This window comes from Rhodoferax sp., assembly GCF_012927445.1.
GTDB lineage: Bacteria > Pseudomonadota > Gammaproteobacteria > Burkholderiales > Burkholderiaceae_C > Rhodoferax.
This window is the reverse complement of the sequence record NZ_JABBPD010000004.1, coordinates 29,148-49,672: the sequence shown is the minus strand read 5'-3', so window position 1 is coordinate 49,672 and position 20,525 is coordinate 29,148. Positions and strand designations below refer to the sequence as shown.

General features: G+C 59.5%; 20 protein-coding genes and 1 other RNA gene. 16 read left to right on the top strand and 5 right to left on the bottom strand.

Features of this window, described 5'->3' with window-relative positions; all coding sequences use genetic code 11:
• Positions 1–16: 16 nt before the first annotated feature.
• Entirely contained in the window at positions 17–253 is a 237-nt protein-coding gene (locus HHJ17_RS05670) for a hypothetical protein (RefSeq protein ID WP_296505210.1), read from the bottom strand.
• A 157-nt stretch (positions 254–410) separates the two neighbouring features.
• Here HHJ17_RS05670 and HHJ17_RS05665 point away from each other — a divergent pair, with 157 nt between their 5' ends.
• From HHJ17_RS05665 to HHJ17_RS05645, 5 genes are all read left to right on the top strand, one after another.
• Positions 411–1,445 carry a permease gene (locus HHJ17_RS05665; RefSeq protein ID WP_296505208.1) on the top strand — a complete coding sequence of 345 codons (1,035 nt, stop codon included), beginning with the start codon at positions 411–413 and terminating at the stop codon, positions 1,443–1,445.
• A 176-nt stretch (positions 1,446–1,621) separates the two neighbouring features.
• Positions 1,622–1,966, top strand: coding sequence for a hypothetical protein (locus HHJ17_RS05660; RefSeq protein WP_296498773.1), 345 nt, complete (start codon positions 1,622–1,624; stop codon positions 1,964–1,966).
• Positions 1,967–1,971: 5 nt separating this feature from the next.
• A complete protein-coding gene (locus tag HHJ17_RS05655) occupies positions 1,972–2,385 on the top strand; it encodes a hypothetical protein (RefSeq protein ID WP_296498770.1) in 414 nt (137 codons plus the stop codon).
• A gap of 215 nt (positions 2,386–2,600) precedes the next feature.
• Complete coding sequence (locus tag HHJ17_RS05650) at positions 2,601–2,906, top strand: hypothetical protein (RefSeq protein ID WP_296498767.1); 306 nt, start codon at positions 2,601–2,603, stop codon at positions 2,904–2,906.
• 75 nt (positions 2,907–2,981) lie between these two features.
• Positions 2,982–3,263, top strand: coding sequence for an HNH endonuclease signature motif containing protein (locus HHJ17_RS05645; protein ID WP_296498765.1), 282 nt, complete (start codon positions 2,982–2,984; stop codon positions 3,261–3,263).
• A gap of 425 nt (positions 3,264–3,688) precedes the next feature.
• Here HHJ17_RS05645 and HHJ17_RS05640 read toward each other — a convergent pair whose 3' ends face one another.
• Together HHJ17_RS05640 and ffs are read right to left on the bottom strand one after the other, a co-directional pair.
• Complete coding sequence (locus HHJ17_RS05640) at positions 3,689–4,360, bottom strand: outer membrane beta-barrel protein (RefSeq protein ID WP_296498762.1); 672 nt, start codon at positions 4,358–4,360, stop codon at positions 3,689–3,691.
• Between the two features lie 450 nt (positions 4,361–4,810).
• Positions 4,811–4,907, bottom strand: an RNA gene (gene ffs, locus HHJ17_RS05635) — signal recognition particle sRNA small type.
• Between the two features lie 76 nt (positions 4,908–4,983).
• Here ffs and HHJ17_RS05630 point away from each other — a divergent pair.
• The 7 genes from HHJ17_RS05630 (at position 4,984) to HHJ17_RS05600 (ending at position 12,400) form a co-directional block, all read left to right on the top strand.
• Complete coding sequence (locus HHJ17_RS05630; protein ID WP_296498759.1) at positions 4,984–6,417, top strand: tetratricopeptide repeat-containing glycosyltransferase family protein; 1,434 nt, start codon at positions 4,984–4,986, stop codon at positions 6,415–6,417.
• 9 nt (positions 6,418–6,426) lie between these two features.
• Entirely contained in the window at positions 6,427–8,424 is a 1,998-nt protein-coding gene (gene dnaX, locus HHJ17_RS05625; protein WP_296498756.1) for a DNA polymerase III subunit gamma/tau, read from the top strand.
• 79 nt (positions 8,425–8,503) lie between these two features.
• Positions 8,504–8,836, top strand: a complete 333-nt coding sequence (locus HHJ17_RS05620) for a YbaB/EbfC family nucleoid-associated protein (RefSeq protein ID WP_296498753.1) — start codon at positions 8,504–8,506, stop codon at positions 8,834–8,836.
• A 140-nt stretch (positions 8,837–8,976) separates the two neighbouring features.
• Complete coding sequence (gene recR / locus HHJ17_RS05615) at positions 8,977–9,567, top strand: recombination mediator RecR (RefSeq protein WP_296498750.1); 591 nt, start codon at positions 8,977–8,979, stop codon at positions 9,565–9,567.
• 91 nt (positions 9,568–9,658) lie between these two features.
• The gene (locus HHJ17_RS05610; protein ID WP_296498748.1) at positions 9,659–10,705 is read left to right on the top strand and encodes an ABC transporter substrate-binding protein; all 1,047 of its coding nucleotides are present in this window, start codon (positions 9,659–9,661) and stop codon (positions 10,703–10,705) included.
• Between the two features lie 7 nt (positions 10,706–10,712).
• A complete protein-coding gene (locus HHJ17_RS05605) occupies positions 10,713–11,546 on the top strand; it encodes an ABC transporter ATP-binding protein (RefSeq protein WP_296498746.1) in 834 nt (277 codons plus the stop codon).
• A gap of 5 nt (positions 11,547–11,551) precedes the next feature.
• On the top strand, positions 11,552–12,400 hold the full coding sequence (locus HHJ17_RS05600; protein WP_296498743.1) for an ABC transporter permease: 849 nt from the start codon (positions 11,552–11,554) through the stop codon (positions 12,398–12,400).
• 116 nt (positions 12,401–12,516) lie between these two features.
• On the opposite strand, the gene HHJ17_RS05595 is transcribed toward HHJ17_RS05600, so the two are convergent.
• Entirely contained in the window at positions 12,517–14,052 is a 1,536-nt protein-coding gene (locus tag HHJ17_RS05595) for a transglycosylase SLT domain-containing protein (RefSeq protein ID WP_296498742.1), read from the bottom strand.
• Positions 14,049–14,819 carry a hydroxyacylglutathione hydrolase gene (gene gloB / locus HHJ17_RS05590; RefSeq protein WP_296498739.1) on the bottom strand — a complete coding sequence of 257 codons (771 nt, stop codon included), beginning with the start codon at positions 14,817–14,819 and terminating at the stop codon, positions 14,049–14,051. Before gloB ends, HHJ17_RS05595 begins: the two co-directional genes overlap by 4 nt.
• Between gloB and HHJ17_RS05585 the strand changes: the two genes are divergently transcribed.
• The 4 genes from HHJ17_RS05585 to HHJ17_RS05570 all read left to right on the top strand — a co-directional run bounded on the left by HHJ17_RS05585 (position 14,818) and on the right by HHJ17_RS05570 (position 20,522).
• A complete protein-coding gene (locus HHJ17_RS05585) occupies positions 14,818–15,606 on the top strand; it encodes a class I SAM-dependent methyltransferase (RefSeq protein WP_296498734.1) in 789 nt (262 codons plus the stop codon). The two genes, gloB and HHJ17_RS05585, sit on opposite strands and share 2 nt — an antisense overlap.
• Positions 15,603–16,052: a ribonuclease HI gene (rnhA, locus tag HHJ17_RS05580; RefSeq protein ID WP_296498730.1), complete on the top strand. Its 450-nt coding sequence runs from the start codon at positions 15,603–15,605 to the stop codon at positions 16,050–16,052. Before HHJ17_RS05585 ends, rnhA begins: the two co-directional genes overlap by 4 nt.
• Positions 16,053–16,223: 171 nt before the next feature.
• A complete protein-coding gene (locus HHJ17_RS05575) occupies positions 16,224–17,420 on the top strand; it encodes an efflux RND transporter periplasmic adaptor subunit (RefSeq protein WP_296498727.1) in 1,197 nt (398 codons plus the stop codon).
• 18 nt (positions 17,421–17,438) lie between these two features.
• Complete coding sequence (locus tag HHJ17_RS05570) at positions 17,439–20,522, top strand: efflux RND transporter permease subunit (protein WP_296498724.1); 3,084 nt, start codon at positions 17,439–17,441, stop codon at positions 20,520–20,522.
• Positions 20,523–20,525 lie beyond the last annotated feature (3 nt).

Genomic DNA, 20,525 nt, shown 5'->3' with positions numbered 1-20,525 from the left:
CCCCGCGGCGGCGGTGTTAGAACTCGTCGTTGAACGCGTTCTGGACGGGCGCCGTTTTTCGAAAAACGACTTCTCCTGATGGGACGTGCACGACCCGAATTTCCTGGCCCACTGGATTGGTGAAGCTTTTGGCGGCCACGACCACGGCCAGAGCACGGTCTACGATGAGTAGAAACTTGGAGGCGACCAATCCCTGCAATAGGGGGCCCACGATGGGGTACGAACTTTCTACGCGGTATGCAGCCGATGACATGTGGACTCTCTTAGCTGCTTGGTCAGCTTGTTGTTATGTACTTGAGCTTATCTTGCTGTCATTACAGGAATGTGTCAGTTTTCTGGGTTTTAAAACTGCGGGCTTGAAGCAGCCACGGCAGGGAAAGTGTCAAAATCGACACAACTCTAGCTGTTCCATGCCCAAACCGATCCAACTCGCCCCCGCCGCCAAACCGGCATCAATCCCATCACCGGTCAAAATCGCCAGTTTTGCGCTGGCGCTTCTGTTGTGCATTGGGGTGCTGGTCTACGGACTGCTGCCCGGCTTGTTGGCTGTTTGCCTGGGCTATCTTTGGGCGGCTGCGCTGGCCGGCGAAGGGCGCCGCAAAGGGCTTCGATTGAGTCCGACGCTGGCCGCGGCGGTGGTTGTCCTTTTGCCCTTGTTGGGCTTGGGGCTTTTGCTGGCCAATGCAAAAGGCATGGCTTTTGGTGCCGTTGGTCAGTACCAGGCGCTCATGCATCTTCTGGCTGGTACCGTTCTGGAAATTCGCCAAAAGCTGCCTGCAGACCTCGCCAGCCACCTACCCGCTGAGCTCATTGCCGTGCAAGTGTGGTTGGCCGACTACCTGAAATCCAAGGCACAGGCGCTGACCGGGTTTGGCACTGCCGGGCTGCATGGTTTTCTGCTGGTCTATGTGGGACTGGTCGTTGGCGCTCTGATTGAAGGCACTAGGGTCGGCAGCACCAGCGCACCTTTGCGGTTTGCCATCCGTCAACGCGCCGGCCATTTCATTGAAGCATTCCGCCAAATCGTGATTGCTCAATTCTGGATTGCCGCCATCAACACCTTGTGCACGGCTTTGTTCCTGCTGGTGGCCTTGCCGCTGTTTGGTGTGAACATGCCTTACGTCAGTGCGCTGATTGCGCTCACCTTTTTTGCCGGTCTCATCCCCATTGTGGGTAATCTGGTCTGCAACAGTGTGTTGGCTTTGGCTGGTGTGTCCATCTCGCCCGCAGTGGGGTTGACCTGCCTGCTCTTTTTGATTGCGATTCATAAAACAGAATATGTGATCAACGCAAAAATTCTTGGCAAGCAGATCAATACGGCGGCCTGGGAGTTGTTGGCCGTCATGTTTATTGGCGAGGCCGTTTTTGGTTTGCCGGGTCTGGTTGCCGCGCCCCTGTATTACGCTTATGCGAAGAAGGAGTTGCAGGCGGCGCGGCTGGTTTGAGGGCTACTGCACGAAATTCAAACGCAGTTTCAACAGGTCAATTTTCGGCAGCGACCGACTGGCTTGCTATGTTTTCGTGCCAAATCAATAGCGTTGTGCTATAAATAAAGGCCATCCAAACCGGACGGAGGTGATAGGTGCACTCTGGCACTCATCCCAATGAAAAGGAGATCGCCATGCGTATTTCAGCTCTTCATCCCATCCTCGGCGCCGCGCTGCTTATCTGTTCACAAATAAGCCTTGCCGAAAATGCATCTGTCAAGATCACGTCCCCTGCAGAGGGCAGCAAGCTTGATGTCATGGCCCAGAATAAACTGGTCTATGAAGTCATGCCCGGTCCCAAGGGCGACCATGTCCATCTTTACGTGGATAACAAGGAAGCGGCCATCCTGCGCCAACTCAAGGGCAGCTACGCACTGACAACCCTTTCGCCCGGCCAACACGACATCTGCGTCAAGGTCGTGGACAAGGGTCATACGCCCATTGGCGTTGAACAGTGCGTCAAGGTGACGGTCAACTAGTCATCATGGATCTGCAAAACCTGAGCTATGCGGTCATTCAGGTCGTGCATAATTTTGGCGCCGTCGCCGTTGTCGGCAGTGCCGTCTATGCACTCGGGTTGGGGTCGCGGCCAGCCGCGATGCGCAAGCCGCTGGCATGGACGATGCTGGCCGGATGGGCCGCGCAGGCGGTCAGCGGTGGCGCCTTCGGCGGTGTCAGTTGGCTTTATTACGGACGCTTTCCGGATATCCACGGCCTCGCCGTTGCCGCATTGTTGGTCAAGATGGCGTGCGCTGCCGCAGGCTTCTTGCTGGTCGCTGTCTATCTTTATCGTGGCATCGGGTGGAGTGAACACGCCCAGCAAGCGACTTGGCGTGCGCTCGCCACGCTGGCCGCGACGGCACTAACTGCAGCTGCGTTTCTGCGTTGGTTTTCCTGAGAAGCCGGTTCAGTCCTTCATGCTTAAGTAAGTCGTTCACCTTGTTCTGACACGAGCAGCTTGCACAGTCTGCGCATCAACTTTGGCAGTTGTGCCAGAGTTGGGCGGCGCGGATCAAAATTGAAACCCGCAATCATTTGTCATCAAGTTTTCATTCGCATCGTTGATGCTTTGGTGGCGGTATGTCGCCGTTGCCAAATATTTGTGAGCACTCCATGACCAACGAAAACACCCCTGATATCCAAGCTAACACTGCAGTTGAGCTGGTTGAAGAACTCTTGGACGAAGAATTTGAGACGGCGGCTGAATACCACCGTATGGCCGCGCACCACTTTGCTGCTGCCGCCAAACACCACCTGTCAGCTGCGACCGCCGATGACGCAGGTGATACCGAAGCCAATGCCCGCCATGCTTATCTGGCTTATCGCCACCAACTCAATGCGGTGCAATACGCTGAAATTGCGGTCATGGACAACGAGAGCCTGGAAGACGAGCACGACGACGAAGTCGATCAAAGCTGATATTCCCCTCGAGTTAACCCTTCGTTCTAAGGTGGCCTGCTGTTGGTCGCAATGGAGAGCTGTACATTGCACACCATGAGCAAACTATCCCATACCCGCGAAAAAATATACAAGACGGTGGCTCGGCAACTGCACGGTGTCGTGCCTTGCTGGGTCTGCGGCGAGCATGTGCTGCCCACCGCCGCAACACTGGAACACATCAAGCCGTTGGCTGAAGGCGGGAACAGCCATGCCGAAAATTTGGCCATCAGCCACGATGTTTGCAACAACCAGCGCCATGCCACCGGGCTGGTAACCGCCTCTTTGACTTTAAAGGGCAGCGTTCAAAAACGCAGTGAGGTCAACGGCATTATTTAACCAGTTTCGATATTGAACGAAGCGGCCCAGGTGACGGCAGATGCTCTGCCGCGCTGAATAAGCGCGATGGCGTCGCTTGGCATCCGCATGAGATATTCGATAGAGGATGCACCCTACTAGAAAAGTAGGAGCCCTGCCCAGTCTCGATTCGAAGATATCAAAAAATTCCCGCGTGCTTGATTGAACAACTGAGGACCGCTAGCGCGATGGATGCGGGATAGCATTCAAATTCAGGGGCGCTGCGGGCTTTGTTCCGCAGTGTCCAGCGACCGAAGAGAGCGAGGTTGCGTAAATAAACCGTGGACGAATTTTGCTGGGAAAAGAAACTGTCTCAATTTGTGCGCCTCACCCCAATAAAGCCGTTGCCGTAAGTAAAAAGGGCCGGAATAACCCGGCCCTTTTTGACGATCAACTATTGACGTCGATCAGAATTTATAGATCAGACCAATTGAATAAAGGTCAACGTTTGCCTTGTTTGCTGCGTCCGAGGGACGCAAGTCTGCGAACCTCTCCAATTCGCCGCGCACTGATATCGACTTGTTGATGTTGTATTGCAAGCCGAGTCCATAAGCCAAGTTGAATTCACTTTTTGACAAGGAAGTCTGTTGACCGGGCAGCAAAACCACCGCACCAGTAGTTGAAGCATCTCCCTTGGTCGTTGAGTAAAAACCACCAATTTTCCCGAGTAATGAGAAATCATTGGACACCGGAAGGATGCCAATTGCCATCAAGTTCCAACCATCGGCCTTGTAATCGACGTTCAAACTGCCAACCGCAGGTGCTGTGACATTGAGGCTGGCACTCAACTTGCCGAGGTTGACGTATCCGCCTTCCAGCGCGAAGTTGGGGTGGAACTGGTAACCGGCCAGCAACTTGTAGCCAGTATCGCTTTCGTTTTTTGAGACGGAGGACGCCGTTGCCCCGGTCACAATCATGCCGGATGTGTCGACGCTGGCATTACTCGATCCAATCGAGGCTCCGCCATACCATTGTGCAGATGCAAGTGATGATGCGGAAACTGCGACGACTGCCAGTATGACTTTAAATTGCATTTTTTTCTTTCGAATGTTGATGTTGATATGCGTGTCTTTTGACACATCCCGCTCAATGAGTTTTTAAGTATTGGTGTTTTTGAAATGAAAAGCGATCCCCAAAGTGTGGGGAACTTTCTACTTGTGACGAAGGGAGATTTCCATATGTTGTGAAAGGTAATCACCATTTAGGTTCTGCGCCGATGAAAGATTCATTCACGTCTCGAGACCTCCCGGAATTTCAGCCCTTTTTATGGTGCCACTCGGTACTGCTTTTCGATGACGACTTGAACCCAGTGTCTGAATGAATCGACCACTGCGGTACTTTTCCAAAAGAGGTTGATTTTGAGGCAGGACGATGCGGAGTTATTAAGAACTACCGCGTTGAAAAAGACTGGTCAGATTCGCCATGAAATGCGCCACGTTGGGGGTTACGTGACACATCCATGTGATAAAAAAGCTGTTTTTGGTGTTTCTTGGACTTGAGTCCTTGAGCAAAACAACTTTTTAAATGAGGTTGACGGACCTTGACCCCGGCACTGGCTTTGCAGTTAGGGCTGCTTGGTCCCCCATCTGACCCGGTTGGCCGCTCCACCATGCGGGAAGGCCCGTCAAAGCAAATTATAAATGCTTTCGACTTTTTTGCTGAACGGGCTTGGGACAGGCCCAGATGCCTGTAATCTCGTGTCATGACTGTGCCGGACTTGATTTCTGCTGAAGCCCTGTTTATTGAGGGCAACCGCCTGATGGCCACGGGTGATGGCGAGCGCGCCGAGGCCTGTTTTCGCGCCGCGTTGCAGCTGGCGCCGGCCCTTGCCGAAGTCCATGCGAACCTGGGGTATTTACTGGATGAGCGGGGCGCCGGTGCCGAAGCTGAAGCCTGTTACGAGCGCGCTATTGCCCTCAATCCGAATCTTGCTCAAGTTCATCTGAATTTTGGTTCGCTGCTGGCCAGCCACAAACGCCTGGTTGAAGCCGAGGCGACTTACACCCGGGCCATCCTGCTTGAGCCTGACTCCCCGGCGGGTTGGTCCAATTTGGGCGGGCTCTATGCCGGTATGAAGCGGGACGCGGAGGCGGAGCTTTGCTGCCGTCAGGCCATGGCACTGGACGCCCACTATGCCAAAGCGCGCTTTAACCTAGCCTATGTGCTGTTGCGGCAGGGCCGGTTTGAGGAAGGTTGGCTTTGCCTGGAGGCGCGGGACTGGTATGCCGCGCTGCAATCGCATCTGGACTGCCCGCGTTGGCAAGGGGAGTCACTGCAGGGGAAGTCGCTGTTGATTGGTTTTGAGGCGGGTCATGGCGACATGATCCAGTTTGGCCGCTATGCCGCGGTGCTCAAGCGCCAAGGGGCGATGCGGATTACTTTTTTGTGTCATCCCGCCCTCAAAACCCTGTTTGTGACGATGGACGGCGTGGACCAGGTCATCGCCTTTGACGAACAGGTACCCGCCTCTGGCTGGGACTGCTGGACGCCGTTGATGAGCATTCCTCTGTACTGCCAGACGCGTCTTGACACCATCCCGGCGGACATTCCCTATCTGCAGGCCTCTGTCGGGCGCATGGAGCGGTGGCGGGCACAACTTCCCATGGCGGGCCTCCGGGTTGGCCTGGTGTGGAAGGGCAATCCCAAATTTGAAAACGATGCCGATCGTTCGCTGCCGGACCTGGCGGTGCTGCTGCCGTTAGGGCAAGTGGCAGGCGTGCACTTCATCAGCCTGCAAAAAGGGGCGGGAGAAGATCAGGCCCTGTGCCCGCCCGACGGCTTGCCGCTCGTGCATTGGGGTTCGCAGATTGAAGACTTTTCGGATACCGCCGCCATCGTGGCCAACCTGGACCTGGTCATTTGTGTCGACACGGCCATCGCCCATCTTGCGGGCGCCTTGGGCAAACCGTGCTGGGTGCTGCTGCCGGACTACAAGACCGATTGGCGTTGGCTGGATGTACGCACCGACTCACCCTGGTATCCGGGCGTGATGCGCCTGTTTCGGCAATCGGGGGTGGGGAGCTGGGCGCCTGTGGTGGCCGAGGTCAAGGTCGCGCTGGAGGCGTTTGTTCAGACTCATTTAAGTGCCTCACGCCACAAAGCTGCCAATGGGATGGTGCTCTGCCCCACACCTTAGAATCAAAGCATGTCTTATCTCGTGCTCGCCCGCAAGTACCGCCCCCGCAACTTCACTGAAATGGTGGGGCAGGATCATGTGGTGCAGGCGCTGACCAATGCGCTCACCACCCAGCGCTTGCATCATGCATATCTGTTCACCGGCACACGCGGTGTCGGCAAAACCACGGTGTCGCGCATTCTGGCCAAGTCGCTCAATTGCCAGGGGCTGGACGGGCAGGGCGGCATCACGGCCACGCCGTGCGGTGTTTGTCAGGCTTGTACCGACATTGATTCCGGCCGTTTTGTGGACTACACCGAACTCGATGCCGCTTCCAATCGGGGTGTGGACGAAGTGCAGGCGCTGCTGGAGCAGGCGGTTTACAAGCCGGTGCAGGGCCGCTTCAAGGTCTTCATGATTGACGAGGTGCATATGCTCACTAACACGGCGTTCAACGCCATGTTGAAGACGCTGGAAGAGCCGCCCGAGTATCTGAAATTTGTGCTGGCCACGACCGATCCGCAAAAAGTGCCGGTCACTGTGCTGTCGCGCTGCCTGCAGTTCAACCTGAGGCCGATGGCGCCTGAAACCATCCGCGAGCATCTGCAGAAGGTCTTGCAGACTGAGAATGTGCCGGCCGATGTGCAGTCGCTGCGGCTGCTGGCCCGTGCGGCGCGTGGCTCCATGCGCGATGCCTTGAGTCTGACCGATCAGGCCATTGCCTTTGGCGCCGGTCAGCTGGAAGAGGCCACGGTACGCCAGATGCTGGGCAGTGTGGACCGTTCTTATGTGTTCCGTTTATTGGAAGCCTTGGCCCTTGGTGACGGCAAGACCGTGGTCGAAACGTCAGAGGCCCTGCGTCTCAACGGCCTGAGTGCCGCTTCCACACTGGAAGAAATGAGCTCTGTGTTGCAGCGCATGGCGGTGTTGCAGGCGGTGCCCACCGCCGCGGCGGAAGCTTTTGAGGCCGACCCGGAAGCGGCCGACATGGCGCGCCTGGCGGCTTTGATGCCGGCCGATGAAACGCAACTGCTCTACAGTATTTGCCTGCACGGGCGCGGCGAGTTGGGCCTGGCGCCGGACGAATATGCTGCACTGACCATGGTGCTGCTGCGGTTATTGGCCTTCAAGCCGCAAGCCGGTCGGTCGCCGGTGGCGGAAAAAAAAACTCTAATTGATGCGCCGCGCGCGCTGGCAGCACCGGTCGCTGCAACTGCGCCAGCCCCTTTGCCGGTAGCCGCGCGACCCGCTGCGCCAGTGCTGGCCGCCGCGCCGGCCACGCCAGCGCGGGTGACTGTGCCGACGACCGTTAATCAGTCCGCGCCAGCGTCCGTCCCGTCGCGGGTGCAACCGTGGGAAGATGAGCCAAATAAGGCTCTAGCCCCCGTGGAACCTGCGGTAGCAGCTATAAAAATTGAAGCAACTCCGGTTCGGGCGCAGACGCCGCCGCCGGGGCAGCAGCTTCAGGTGGTGACTATGCCAGTAGCGGTCGGGCAGCCGCCAGTTTATGAATCGAATAAGCCTCTGGTCCCCGTCGAATCTGCGCAATCCGCTGCAAAAATAGTAGCAATTCCGGTGCGGGTGCAAGCTGATTCACGTTTTGAAGCCGTGTCGGGGCAGACTGCCGCCGTGGTGCTGGTTCCCACCGAAGAGGGGGAGTTCTGGCACGCCACGGTGCAGCAGTTGATTGCCGGGGACGCTATCGCCGCGCTGGTGCGCGTGTTGGCGCTGCAGTCGCAACTGGTGGCGCGTGACACCGATCAGTGGATTTTGCGGGTGGAGAGCGCGTCGCTCAACCAGTCCGGCACCCGTGAGCGCTTGACGACGGCTTTGCAGGCCGCAGGCCACGATGTACGTTTGGTGGTGGAAGTCGGCCAGGTCACCGACAGCCCGGCCCGGCGGAATGGCGCTGCGGCGGCGGAGCGGCAACTGGTGGCTGAAAAAATCATTTTTGACGACCCGTTCGTTCAAACCATGATGCGTGATTTTGGGGCGAAAATCGTCCCAGGCAGCATCAAGCCGGGCTGATTTCCCCATCGACGGGGCAACCCGGCAGACGCATTTCGGTTCCAAGCTTTTTATCTAAAACCTAACCCAAGGAAAACACATGTTCAACAAAGGACAACTCGCCGGCCTCATGAAACAAGCCCAGACGATGCAAGACAACATGAAAAAGGCGCAGGACGAACTGGGCAATGTGGAAGTCACCGGTGAGTCGGGCGCAGGCCTGGTCAAAGTCACCATGACCTGCAAGCACGATGTGCGTCGCATCACCATCGACCCCAGCTTGCTGGCGGAAGACAAAGACATGCTTGAAGACTTGGTGGCTGCCGCTTTTAATGCTGCTGTGCGCAAAGCTGAAGAAACCTCGGCCGAGAAAATGGGCAAGCTCACGGCTGGGATGCCCGGCCTGCCCGGCGGCATGAAATTCCCCTTCTAATGGATTGGCTACCGAGCAAGCGTGATCCGTCGTTGGGCGGTGCTCGCAATCCTCACGTACAGGAAGTACGTTCCGGTTGCTGCGCTCCGTCCGCCTAGGCTGACGCTCGCTCGCTACGCCCCCACCGTTGTTGAAAAAACATGTCTAACGCCAACTCACTTGACTCGCTGATCCACGCGCTGCGCCGTCTGCCGGGGGTGGGGGTGAAGTCGGCGCAGCGGATGGCGTTTCATCTGCTGCAGCATGACCGTCCTGGCGCGCTGGAGTTGTCGCGCGCCCTGCAAAATGCGGCCGAGTCGGTGCGGCATTGCGAGCGTTGCCACACGTTCACGCAGGCCGACATTTGCGCCGCCTGCCTGGACCCACGGCGTGACGTCTCCAAGCTGTGCGTGGTGGAGACGCCGGCCGACCAGTCGGCGATCGAGCGCACCGGCGCTTACAAAGGCCTGTACTTTGTCCTGATGGGCAAACTCAGCCCGCTGGACGGCATTGGTCCCAAAGACATCGGCCTGAAAAAGCTGTTTGACCGGGCCTGCGACGGCATCGTGCAAGAGGTGATTCTGGCCACCAACTTCACGGCCGAAGGCGAGGCCACCGCCCATGTGATCAGTGAGGGCCTGAAGGCGCGCGGCCTGCGCCTGACCCGGCTGGCGCGCGGCGTGCCGGTGGGCAGCGAGCTGGAATATGTCGATCTGGGCACCATTGCGCACGCGCTGGTGGATCGGCGCTGAACTAGGTGTAAACCCTCGCGGGAAGTTCCCGATGCGCGATTTGGTGTGGCTGGCTAAGCTGGAGCCTGTCAAATAGTAAAGAGGAAACGCCATGGACAGCATCAAGCTCAATCGTCGCACCTTTGCTGCTGCCACGGTATTGTCAGCCGTGTCTGTGGCAGCACCTGGCTTGTGGGCCCAGCCGCGGCTGGAGAAAACCAAAATTTCCATCGCTGTGGGGGGCAAGGCGGCCTTTTACTACCTGCCGTTGACCATTGCCGAGCAGTTGGGCTATTTCAAGGCCGAGGGTCTGGAGGTCGAAATCAGCGACTTTGCCGGCGGCTCGCGTGCTTTGCAGGCCGTCGTCGGTGGCTCGGCGGATGTGGTCTCGGGTGCCTTTGAGCACACCATCAACCTGCAGTCCAAGGGGCAAACATTCCAGGCCTTCGTGCTGCAGGGCCGGGCGCCGGCCATTTCCATGGGCGTCTCGCTCAAAACCATTCCCCATTACAAGACCGTGGCCGACCTCAAAGGCAAGCGGATTGGCATTTCGGCCCCGGGCTCGTCAACCAATATGGTGGCCAACCTGATCCTGTCGCGTGCCGGTCTCAAGGCCGGTGACGTGAGCTTTATCGGGGTGGGCACGGCCGCCGGTGCCTTGAGTGCCTTCCGTTCCGGCCAGATTGATGCCATGAGCAATGTCGACCCGATCATGACCATGCTGGAGCAAAAGGGCGAGATCCGCATCATTGCCGACACGCGCACGCTCAAGGGCACGGTGGATGTTTTTGGCGGCTCCATGCCGGCCGGTTGCCTGTACGCGCCGCTTGAGTTCATCCAGAAAAACCCCCATACTGTGCAAGCCCTGACGGATGCCATGGCGCACAGCCTGAAATGGTTGCAGACGGCCGGCCCCGGTGACATCATCAAAACGGTGCCCGAAGCCTACCTGCTGGGAGACCGCGCCTTGTACCTGGCGGCCTTCAACAAAGTGCGCGAGTCCATTTCGCCCGACGGCCTGATCCCCGATGAGGGCCCGCGCACCGCCGCCCGTGTGCTCGCCAGTTTCGATCCATCAATCAAGGTTGACAAAGTCGAGTTCGCAAAAACCTACACCAACGAGTTTGCCAAGAAGGCCAAAGAACGCTTCAAAGCCTGAAGCCCTCATGGCCGATACCGCTTGCGCAACTGACTACGCGCTCGAATTACTCAATGTTTCCTGTGTCTTCAAGGCGCGTGATGCCGCCGAGTCGCGCTACACCGCCGTGGCCAACACCACCTTGCGCATCCGGGCGGGGGAGTTTGTGTCGGTGGTTGGGCCGACCGGGTGTGGCAAGTCGACCTTGTTGAACATTGGTGCCGGTCTGCTGGCGCCCTCCAGCGGCGAAGTGCGCGTGTTTGGCCAGCCGTTCCAGGGCATCAACACCCGTGCCGGTTACATGTTCCAGACCGACGCGCTAATGCCGTGGCGCACGGCACTGGACAACGTCATGCTCGGCTTGCAGTACCGGGGCGTGCCGGAGTTAGCGGCCCGGGCGCAGGCCAAAGGCTGGCTGCAACGGGTGGGTTTAAGCGAGTTTGGCAACCGTTACCCGCATCAGCTGTCGGGTGGCATGCGCAAACGCACGGCCCTGGCCCAGGTACTGGCGCTGGACCCGGACATCATCCTGATGGACGAGCCCTTCAGCGCGCTCGATATCCAGACCCGCCAGCTCATGGAAGATGAAGTGCTTGAGTTATGGGCCGCCAAAAAGAAGGCGGTGCTGTTCATCACGCACGATCTGGACGAGGCCATCGCCATGAGTGACCGTGTGGTGGTTTTGTCGGCAGGGCCGGCCACGCACCCCATCGGGGAGTTTGTCATTGACTTGCCGCGTCCGCGCCAGGTGGCCGAGGTGCGAACCCAGCCGCGCTTCATCGAGTTGCACACGCAAATTTGGGGTGTGCTGCGCGACGAGGTGCTCAAGGGCTATGCCCAGCAATTGAAAAAAGTGGCCTGAGAATAATGAACCTGCATATTCGCGGCCTCAAACCCTCCCGCACCAATCTGCGTGTCTGGCAGTTCAGTGTGCTGGTGCTGATGCTGCTGATTTGGCAGCTGGCCTCGCGCGATCAGCAGATGGCCTTTTTTCTGGGGGAACCGGTGCAGGTGCTGGGCCGGATCTGGTCGTGGTTCATGCCTTTTGGCTTGGGGGCCAGTGTGTTGTTCCCGGACGGTGTGGCGGGCAACGCTGACATTTATATTCATCTGGGCGTCACCTTGCTGGAGACGGTGCTGGCGTTTGGCATTGGCACGGTGCTGGGCCTGACTTGTGGGTTGTGGCTGGCGCTGGCGCCGCTGGCCAGTGCGATTCTGGAGCCCTACATCAAGGCCGCCAATTCGATGCCGCGTGTGATTTTGGCGCCCATTTTTGCCTTGTGGTTCGGGCTGGGCATCTGGAGCAAGGTGGCGCTCGCCGTCACGCTGGTGTTTTTTATCGTGTTCTTCAACGTTTACCAGGGTGTCAAAGAAGTGAGCCCGGTGGTGCTGGCCAACGCCCGCATGTTGGGGGCGAACCAGCGCCAGTTGCTGCGCACCGTCTACCTGCCCAGCGCCACAGCCTGGGTGTTTTCCAGTTTGCACACGTCGGTGGGTTTGGCCTTTGTCGGCGCCGTGGTGGGCGAGTATCTGGGCTCGGCACGCGGGGTGGGTTACCTGATTTTGCAGGCGGAGGGCACTTTTGACGTCAATACCGTGTTTGCCGGCATTGTGGTGCTGACGGCGTGTGCCCTGGTGCTGGATGGCGTGGTCGGGCGACTGGAGCGGCGGCTGATGAAATGGCAGCCGCGACAGGGCGAGGCCGAAAAACTATAAAACGGCAGCAGACGGGTTGGTCACAAGGTGTTCCGCATGCTGCATTTTATTGATAATTGCTACTAATTTAATAGCTTCCTGCGCAATAGCCACATGGGCTACAGCTCATTTTTATCTTAGTGTCTGGCAACCCGTGTGGATTTGGTTACTTTGCGCTTGGCTTGTGGGGCGCTGGCTTTGCCCGTGCTCCTGCTTCGGCTTTGCACCAAAGCGCTGGCCCGCGCCGGCAGAAACAGCACGATCTGCTGGCCGGCCTTGAAGGCGGCCGAGGCGTTCATGTTGTTCCAGTCCGCCACGCTGGCGGGGCTGACCTGGTAGCGTTTGGCAAGGCTGGCCACCGAGTCTTTTTTACCCGCTTTGAGAACGGTGCGTTTCAAAATAATATCGGGTGAAAAAGACAACTGGCCGTTGTCGGCCACATGTCCAGTCACATCGGTTTCAAGCTGTTTGGAGCGCGTGACCAGCAGACTGGAGCCGACCTTGATCATCATCCGGGGCGGGATGTTGTTGGCCCGGCGCAAATCTTCTTCGCTCATGCCGACGCGGGTGGCCGCATCGGATGGTTTCATGGTGGCGGGCGCCACCCAGACGGTCCAGCTGGCCAGGCGGCCCACCCCATAAGCCTCCAGATTGCTCTGGAAGACGGCCGCGTTATCCCAGGGCAGCAAGATTTGGGGTGTGCCGGCCGCAAAAATGACGGGGCGGTTGGCCGAAGGATTCAGCGCCTTGAAGTCCTCCAGTGAAACCTCGGCCAGCTTGGCTACCAGCGCCACGTCGATATCGCGTTTGATGTCCACCGTCTGGAAGTAAGGGTGGTTTTCAATCAGAGGCAGACGGGAATTGAACGCTTCCGGGTTGGCCACAATGTTTTTCAGGGCCAGCAGTTTGGGCACGTAAAAACGGGTTTCCATGGGCATGCTGAGATCACTGTAGGAGAGGCCCAGTCCGACGCGTTTGTTTTTGGCGATGGCGCGACCCACGCTGCCCTCACCCCAGTTGTAGGCGGCGAGCGCCAACTCCCAGTCACCAAACATGACGTGGAGTTTTTGCAGATAGTCCAGTGCCGCGCGGGTGGACGCCAGCACGTCAAGCCGGTCATCGCGAAAGGCGTTCTGTTTCAACTCAAAATGTTTGCCCGTGGCCGGCATGAATTGCCACATGCCGGCGGCCTTGGCGCTCGACACGGCCTGCGGGTTGAAGGCGCTCTCCACAAACGGCAGCAGCGCCAGCTCGGTGGGCATGTTGCGCCGTTCCAGCTCTTCAACAATATGAAAGATGTATTTGCGGGAGCGCTCGGTCATGCGCAGGATGTAGTCCGGCCGGCTGCTGTACCACTGTTCGCGGTCATGCACCAGTTCGGTATCCAGCTCGGGCATGCTAAAGCCGCGCCGCATGCGTTCCCATAAATCGGCGGGGGGGGCCAGTTGGGCGACTGATCTGGAGTGGGCTTGCCCGGCCGTGATGGGCTTCAAGGCGCCACCGCCGAGGCTGGGTCGGCGCGCTTTCGAGGCATAAGCGCCGGCGGGAGTGCTGGCGTTGGAGCCCTCTGGACTGTAGAGCTCGTTCGGGTCGGTTCCGGTGGTCACGCCGGTACTGGCGCAGCCCGTCAGCCAGACCAGGCCGGTCAGACACACAATAGTTAAAAGTTTCATTGGAATTCGTTTTTCCACTGACGAAGGGCCGCAAAGATGCTGACCTCGTCTTGGGCTGATGCGTCAAAGCCTTGGACTGCCTGGATGATGGCGGCCTGGCGTGTGCGCAAAAAGGGGTTGATCTGACGCTCCAACAAGATGGTGGAGGGCAAGGTGGGCTGCTGCTGTGAACGCAGGGCCTGGGCGGCGGCCGTGTAGCGGGCCAGCGTCTGGTTGGTGGGATCGACTGCCGCCGCAAATCGCAGGTTGCTCAGGGTGTACTCATGGGTACAGCAGACTCGCGTGTTCTCTGGCAGGGCCGCCAGTGTGTCCAGGGAGGCCAGCATCTGGGCTGGGCTGCCTTCAAACAATCGCCCGCAACCGCCGCTGAACAGCGTGTCGCCACAGAATAAAAGCGGCGCACCCTCCACGTCTGGGCAGTAGTAGGCAATGTGGCCGGCGGTGTGGCCGGGGACGTCAATAACCTGGAAGGTGAGTCCGAGCGCCTGCAACTGGTCGCCACCGCTCAGGCGGGTCAAGGGCTCGGGCATGGTTTCGCGTGCGGGGCCAAATACTTGGGCTCCTGTTGCCTGGCGCAAAGCATCCACCCCGCCAGTGTGATCGGCGTGATGGTGCGTGACTAGAATGGCCTCAAGTGGCACGTTTAAGTGCTGCAGGGCCTCAAGTACGGGTTGTGCCTCACCGGGATCAACCACCATGGAATGATGTTCGTCATGCAACATCCAGATGTAGTTGTCCGTGAAGGCGGGTAGTGGAATTAACTTCATGAACGATCAAATTATAGGTTTGCATGACTGGTTTGTGACCCCCCCCGGGCGTTACCAGCTGGCGTGGGAGCGTGCCCAGCTCGATCTGGCGGTGGCTGATATCTTTGGATTTCATGCCTTGCAGCTGGGTTTGCCCGGGCTTGACGCCCTGGCCGCCAACCGGATGCCGCACCGCTGGCTGGCCACGCATACCCCTACGCCAGGCGCGGCCATCGTGACCGATTTTTCGGCCTTGCCGTTCCCGGCCAACAGTCTGGACCTGGTGGTGTTGCCTCATTCACTGGAGCTGGCGCCCGACCCCCACGCCACCCTGCGCGAGGTGGAGCGGGTGCTGGTGCCCGAGGGCCGGGTCGTGATTTGTGGGCTGAACCCGGCTTCTCTGTGGGGTTTGCGCCAGCGCCGCGCGCACCTGTACCATCGCTTGGGTTTTGGCCAATTGTTTTTGCCCCAGGGGGAGTTTGTCGGCTACTGGCGTTTGCGTGACTGGCTTCGTTTATTGGGTTTTGAGGTGGAAGTCAGTCGCTTTGGCTGCTATAAACCGGCGTTCTCCAGCGACCAGTGGTTGAAGCGTTTTGACTGGATGGACCGGGCCGGCGACCGCTGGTGGCCGATTCTGGGGGCCGTGTATTTCGTCGTGGCCGTCAAGCGCGTGCGCGGCATGACGTTGCTCAGTCCGGCCTGGAAATCCAGCAAAGCCATGGCATCCGCTCCTGTTTCGGTAGCAAACAGTACAGGCTTGACAAGGGCTGAAGCCCAGAATGATATGACTATGAGGAAAATGGATTGAACGCGATAGAAATTTACACCGATGGCGCCTGCAAGGGCAATCCGGGTCCGGGCGGCTGGGGCGCGCTGCTCAAGTCAGCCGACTCGCAAAAAGAGTTGTTCGGCGGCGAACTGGGTACGACCAACAACCGCATGGAAATGATGGCCGTGATTGAGGCGCTGTCTGCCTTGAAACGCCCTTGTCAGGTGACGCTGCATGTGGACAGTCAGTATGTGCTCAAGGGCATAACGGAATGGATTTCAGGCTGGAAAGCGCGGGGCTGGAAAACTGCCGCCAAGCAACCGGTGAAAAATGTCGACCTCTGGCAGCGACTGGACGAGCTGGTCAGCACCTCCGGGCACAAGATTGACTGGCGCTGGGTGCGGGGCCATAACGGTGACCCCGGCAACGAGCACGCCGATATGCTGGCCAACCGGGGTGTCGAACTGGCTTTGCAACGGCGCTGAAGTTCGCTTGCGCGGATGTAAAGAGTGTGCAAAGTGGCCGGTGGGCCCTGTTCAGTCGGGGACACTACCCAATGAGATTCACGCAAGCACGGCGCAATGGCCGCCTGCTTTAACCGTTCTGGTTTCCGGGTTGGGTTTAACCGATCCCCTTGCTTAAGAAATATCGCGCTCATGGCTAAAAAGATTATTTATCCGGTCGTTGCGGCGATTGGTATCGCGGCAGCCTCGGGCGCGGCCTGGTGGTACCAGTCCAAATCCAAAGTGGCCCCGGTGTTGGCTGGCGTGCCCGCGACGGCTTCCACGGCCGCTGGCGTGGAGGTGGCCCTGGTCGAGCGAATGGCGTTGCGTGACGATGCCCAGTCGGTGGGTAGTCTGCAATCGCGCCAGAGCGTGATGTTGCAGCCGGAAGTGGCCGGGCGCGTCAAGTCACTGGGCTTTAGCGATGGGGCGCGGGTGCGCAAAGGCCAGGTGCTGGTGCAGCTGGACGACATCCTGCAGCAGGCCGAGGTCAAGCAGTCGCTGGCCCAGTTGTCAATTGCAAAGGCCAACCACAAGCGCAATCAGGAGCTGGTCGCCGAAAATTTTGTGGCGCAGCGGGTGCTGGAAGAAAGCGCGGCCAATCTGCAAGTGGTCCAGGCGCAGTTGACTTTGTCCCAGGCACGCCTATCGCGCATGGCCCTGCTGGCCCCCTTTGATGGCACCGTGGGTATCCGCCTCGTTAATGTGGGCGATTACGTGAAGGACGGTGCTGACCTGGTGAACCTGGAAGACATCAGCAGCATGTACGTGGACTTTCGCTTGCCCGAGCGCTACCTGAGCCGGCTCAAACCGCAGCAGACCGTGGAGTTGGCGCTCGATGCCTTTCCGGGGCGCGCCTTCAATGCCCGCGTCGAGGCCATCAACCCGCTGCTGGACGCCAATGGCCGCTCGGTCGGTGTGCGCGCCGTGTTGCCCAATTCCGTGGGGGAAGCGACGCAAGGTGGCAAACGGGCCGGCGGTCCAGCGGCCAGCCCGGCGCCGCTGCGGCCCGGCATGTTTGCGCGGGTGACCACCGTTTTTTCTGTCAATGACGCCGCGCTGGTGGTGCCGGAAGAAGCCATCGTGCCCCAGGCGGGGCGCCAGTTTGTGATCAAGGTCGTGCCACCCGCGGCGCTGCCCGCGAAGGCGACCGCCAGCCTGCCCGCCGATACCAAATTTGTCTCCTTGCGGCAAGAGGTCAAGCTGGGGGTGCGCCAACAGGGCAAGGTTGAGATCACCGAGGGCTTGACCGCCGGTCAAACGGTGGTGGTGGCCGGGCAGCAGCGGTTGCAGCGTGACGGCACACCGCTGCGCATCGTGGCGCTGGGCCAGCCGGCCGCCAGTCGCTGAGCTGCCCAGGAACGCCCCATGCAATTGGCTGAAACCTCCATCCGTCGCCCGGTCTTTGCCACCGTACTTTCCCTGTTGATCGTGCTGGTGGGTGCTGTGTCGTTCAACCTGCTCACGGTGCGCGAGTACCCCAAGATTGACGAACCGGTGGTGTCCGTCTCCACCACGTTTTCGGGCGCCTCCAGCGAAGTGATGGAAGGCCAGGTGACCAAAGTACTGGAAGACTCGCTGGCCGGCATTGAAGGCGTGGACGTGATCACCTCCACCAGCCGCCAGGAGAGCAGCCAGATTTCGATCCGCTTTGCCTTGAGTCGCAATGCCGACGCGGCCGCGGCGGACGTGCGCGACAAGGTCACGCGCGTGCGCCAGCGCTTGCCCCAGGGCATCAATGAGCCGGTGATTGCCAAGGTGGAAGCCGATTCATTCCCGGTGATCTTCCTGGCCCTGAGTTCGGACACGCACACGGCGCTGCAACTCTCCGAGATGGCCAATACGCTGGTCAAGCCGGTGCTGCAAACGGCGGCCGGTGCCGCTGAAGTCAATATCTACGGTGAACGCAAGTTTGCGATGCGGGTCTGGATTGACCCCGACAAGCTGGCGGCTTACCGGTTGACGATTCAGGATGTGGAAGATGCCTTGCGGCGCTCCAATCTGGAAGTGCCCGCCGGACGCATTGAGAGCCAGCAACGCGAGTTCAACGTCACGGCCGCCACGGATTTGCAGCGACCGCAGGAATTTGCGCAGGTGGTGATTCGCACCGTCAACGGCTTGCCGGTGCGCATTGCCGATGTCGGCCGTGTGGAGCAGGGCCCGGCGGATGAGCGCTCCAGCGTGCGCCTGAACGGGCGCGATTCGGTGGGCGTCGGTGTGGTCCGCCAGGCCACCGCCAATCCGCTGGATTTGTCGACCGGCGTGCGCCAACTCTTGGGCAAGATTCAGCAGGATTTGCCGCCCGGCGTGCAAATTGAAGTGGCCAACGACAACTCGGTCTTCATCGACCGTTCCATCAAGGCGGTGTACCAGACCATTCTGGAGGCCTCGCTGCTGGTGGCGCTGGTGATCTTTGTATTTTTGCGCACGCTGCGGGCCTCGCTCATTCCGCTGGTCACTATTCCGGTGTCGCTGATTGGCTCGTTTGCCCTGATGGCGCTGGCCGGCTTTAGCGTCAACACGCTCACGCTGCTGGCGCTGGTGCTGGCGATTGGACTGGTGGTGGATGACGCCATCGTGATGCTGGAGAACATCTTTCGCCATATCGAAGAAGGCATGGCGCCGTTCCAGGCGGCCATCAAAGGCGCCCGCGAGGTCGGCTTTGCGATTGTGGCGATGACCATGACGCTGGTGGCGGTGTATGCGCCGCTGGCCTTTGCGCCCGGGCGCACCGGGCGTCTGTTCACCGAATTTGCCCTGACCCTGGCCGGGGCGGTGGTGGTGTCGGGCCTTGTGGCGCTGACGCTGTCGCCCATGATGTCGTCGCTGCTGCTCAAGCACAACCCCAAACCGTCCCGCTTTGACAGTGGCATGGAGCGTGTCTTGCAAGCCGTGACCCGGGGCTACGGCCATGTGCTGGACTGGACACTGCTGAACCGCTGGCTGGTGCTGATCGTGATGGTCGGCAGTGGTGTGGTGTCGTGGCTGGTGTTGGGCGACATCAAGCGTGAACTGGCCCCGATTGAAGACCGGGGCGTGGTGCTGGCGCAGGTCAACTCGCCCGACGGATCCACCCTGGAATACACCAACCGCTATGCCAAGGCGATCGAGAGTATTGGCCAGAGTTTCCCCGAGTTCGATCGCATCTTTGCCACGGTCGGCAACCCGACCGTGGCGCAGGGCAACATCTTTTTCCGGGCCAAACCCTGGGAGGAGCGCAAGCGCACCACCCAGCAGATGGCGCTTGAGATGACGCCTCGGGTGTCCTCCATGTCGGGCGTGACCGCCTTTCCGATCACGCCACCCTCGCTCGGCCAAGGCTTTCGCGAGCGGCCGATCAACTACGTGATCATCACCTCCGACAGCTATGAAAACCTGGCCCAGACCGTCAAGGTTTTTCAGGACGAATTGGCCAAGAACCCCGGGTTTGTGCAGGTGGACACCGATTTGCGCCTCAACAAGCCCGAGATTAAGCTGGAAGTGGACCGCGAGCGCGCGGCCGACATGGGCATCGGCGTCGACCTGATTGCCCGGGCGGTGGAAACCATGCTGGGCGGTCGCAATGTCACCCGTTACAAACGCGGTGGCGAGCAATATGACGTGGTGGTGCAGACCAACCCGAGCGGTCGTGCAACCCCGGATGACATTGAGAAGATTTTTGTGCGCGGCAAAGGCGATGCCATGATTCCTTTGTCGGCCCTGGTCCATATCCGCGAGGTGGTGGTGCCGCGTGACCTGAATCACTTTGGGCAGCGCCGCTCGGCGTCCATCACGGCCAACCTGGCCGCTAATTATTCGGTGGGCGAAGCACTTAACTTCATGGACGCCACGGCCAAAAAAGTACTGAAACCGGGCTATGCCACGGATTTGAACGGCATCAGCCGCGAGTTCCGCAAGTCGTCCGATTCGCTCACCTTGGTGTTTGTGCTGGCGTTGGTGTTCATCTTTTTGGTGCTGGCGGCGCAGTTTGAGAGTTTTGTCGACCCGTTCGTCATTTTGCTGAGCGTGCCGCTGTCGATGGCCGGGGCTTTGCTGGCGTTGAAGTGGTCGGGCGGCACGCTCAATGTGTTCAGCCAGATTGGCTTGATCACGCTGGTGGGGCTGATTACCAAACACGGCATTTTGATTGTGGAGTTTGCCAACCAGTTGCGCGAGCAGGGGCTGGACACATTGGCGGCGATCAAGCGCTCGGCCTCGCAGCGGCTGCGCCCGATCATGATGACGACCGGCGCCATGGTGCTGGGCGCTTTGCCGCTGGCCTTGGCCACCGGGGCCGGCGCCGAGAGCCGGCGCCAGATTGGCTGGGTGATTGTGGGCGGTATGAGTCTGGGCACCTTGCTGACAATTTTTGTGGTGCCCACCATGTACACGCTGCTGGCGCGCAAACTGGCCCCCGGCCCCAAGACGGAGGCCACGCTGGTCACGCCGCTGGCGGGCTCCGACGTGACCTGATCC

What these genes read in the sequence shown, in the direction of transcription:
- HHJ17_RS05670 (WP_296505210.1), bottom strand. Translation starts at nt 253, where the DNA reads ATGTCATCGGCTGCATACCGCGTAGAAAGTTCGTACCCCATCGTGGGC.
- HHJ17_RS05665 (WP_296505208.1), top strand. Translation starts at nt 411, where the DNA reads ATGCCCAAACCGATCCAACTCGCCCCCGCCGCCAAACCGGCATCAATC.
- HHJ17_RS05660 (WP_296498773.1), top strand. Translation starts at nt 1,622, where the DNA reads ATGCGTATTTCAGCTCTTCATCCCATCCTCGGCGCCGCGCTGCTTATC.
- HHJ17_RS05655 (WP_296498770.1), top strand. Translation starts at nt 1,972, where the DNA reads ATGGATCTGCAAAACCTGAGCTATGCGGTCATTCAGGTCGTGCATAAT.
- HHJ17_RS05650 (WP_296498767.1), top strand. Translation starts at nt 2,601, where the DNA reads ATGACCAACGAAAACACCCCTGATATCCAAGCTAACACTGCAGTTGAG.
- HHJ17_RS05645 (WP_296498765.1), top strand. Translation starts at nt 2,982, where the DNA reads ATGAGCAAACTATCCCATACCCGCGAAAAAATATACAAGACGGTGGCT.
- HHJ17_RS05630 (WP_296498759.1), top strand. Translation starts at nt 4,984, where the DNA reads ATGACTGTGCCGGACTTGATTTCTGCTGAAGCCCTGTTTATTGAGGGC.
- dnaX (WP_296498756.1), top strand. Translation starts at nt 6,427, where the DNA reads ATGTCTTATCTCGTGCTCGCCCGCAAGTACCGCCCCCGCAACTTCACT.
- HHJ17_RS05620 (WP_296498753.1), top strand. Translation starts at nt 8,504, where the DNA reads ATGTTCAACAAAGGACAACTCGCCGGCCTCATGAAACAAGCCCAGACG.
- recR (WP_296498750.1), top strand. Translation starts at nt 8,977, where the DNA reads ATGTCTAACGCCAACTCACTTGACTCGCTGATCCACGCGCTGCGCCGT.
- HHJ17_RS05610 (WP_296498748.1), top strand. Translation starts at nt 9,659, where the DNA reads ATGGACAGCATCAAGCTCAATCGTCGCACCTTTGCTGCTGCCACGGTA.
- HHJ17_RS05605 (WP_296498746.1), top strand. Translation starts at nt 10,713, where the DNA reads ATGGCCGATACCGCTTGCGCAACTGACTACGCGCTCGAATTACTCAAT.
- HHJ17_RS05600 (WP_296498743.1), top strand. Translation starts at nt 11,552, where the DNA reads ATGAACCTGCATATTCGCGGCCTCAAACCCTCCCGCACCAATCTGCGT.
- HHJ17_RS05595 (WP_296498742.1), bottom strand. Translation starts at nt 14,052, where the DNA reads ATGAAACTTTTAACTATTGTGTGTCTGACCGGCCTGGTCTGGCTGACG.
- HHJ17_RS05585 (WP_296498734.1), top strand. Translation starts at nt 14,818, where the DNA reads ATGAACGATCAAATTATAGGTTTGCATGACTGGTTTGTGACCCCCCCC.
- gloB (WP_296498739.1), bottom strand. Translation starts at nt 14,819, where the DNA reads ATGAAGTTAATTCCACTACCCGCCTTCACGGACAACTACATCTGGATG.
- HHJ17_RS05575 (WP_296498727.1), top strand. Translation starts at nt 16,224, where the DNA reads ATGGCTAAAAAGATTATTTATCCGGTCGTTGCGGCGATTGGTATCGCG.
- HHJ17_RS05570 (WP_296498724.1), top strand. Translation starts at nt 17,439, where the DNA reads ATGCAATTGGCTGAAACCTCCATCCGTCGCCCGGTCTTTGCCACCGTA.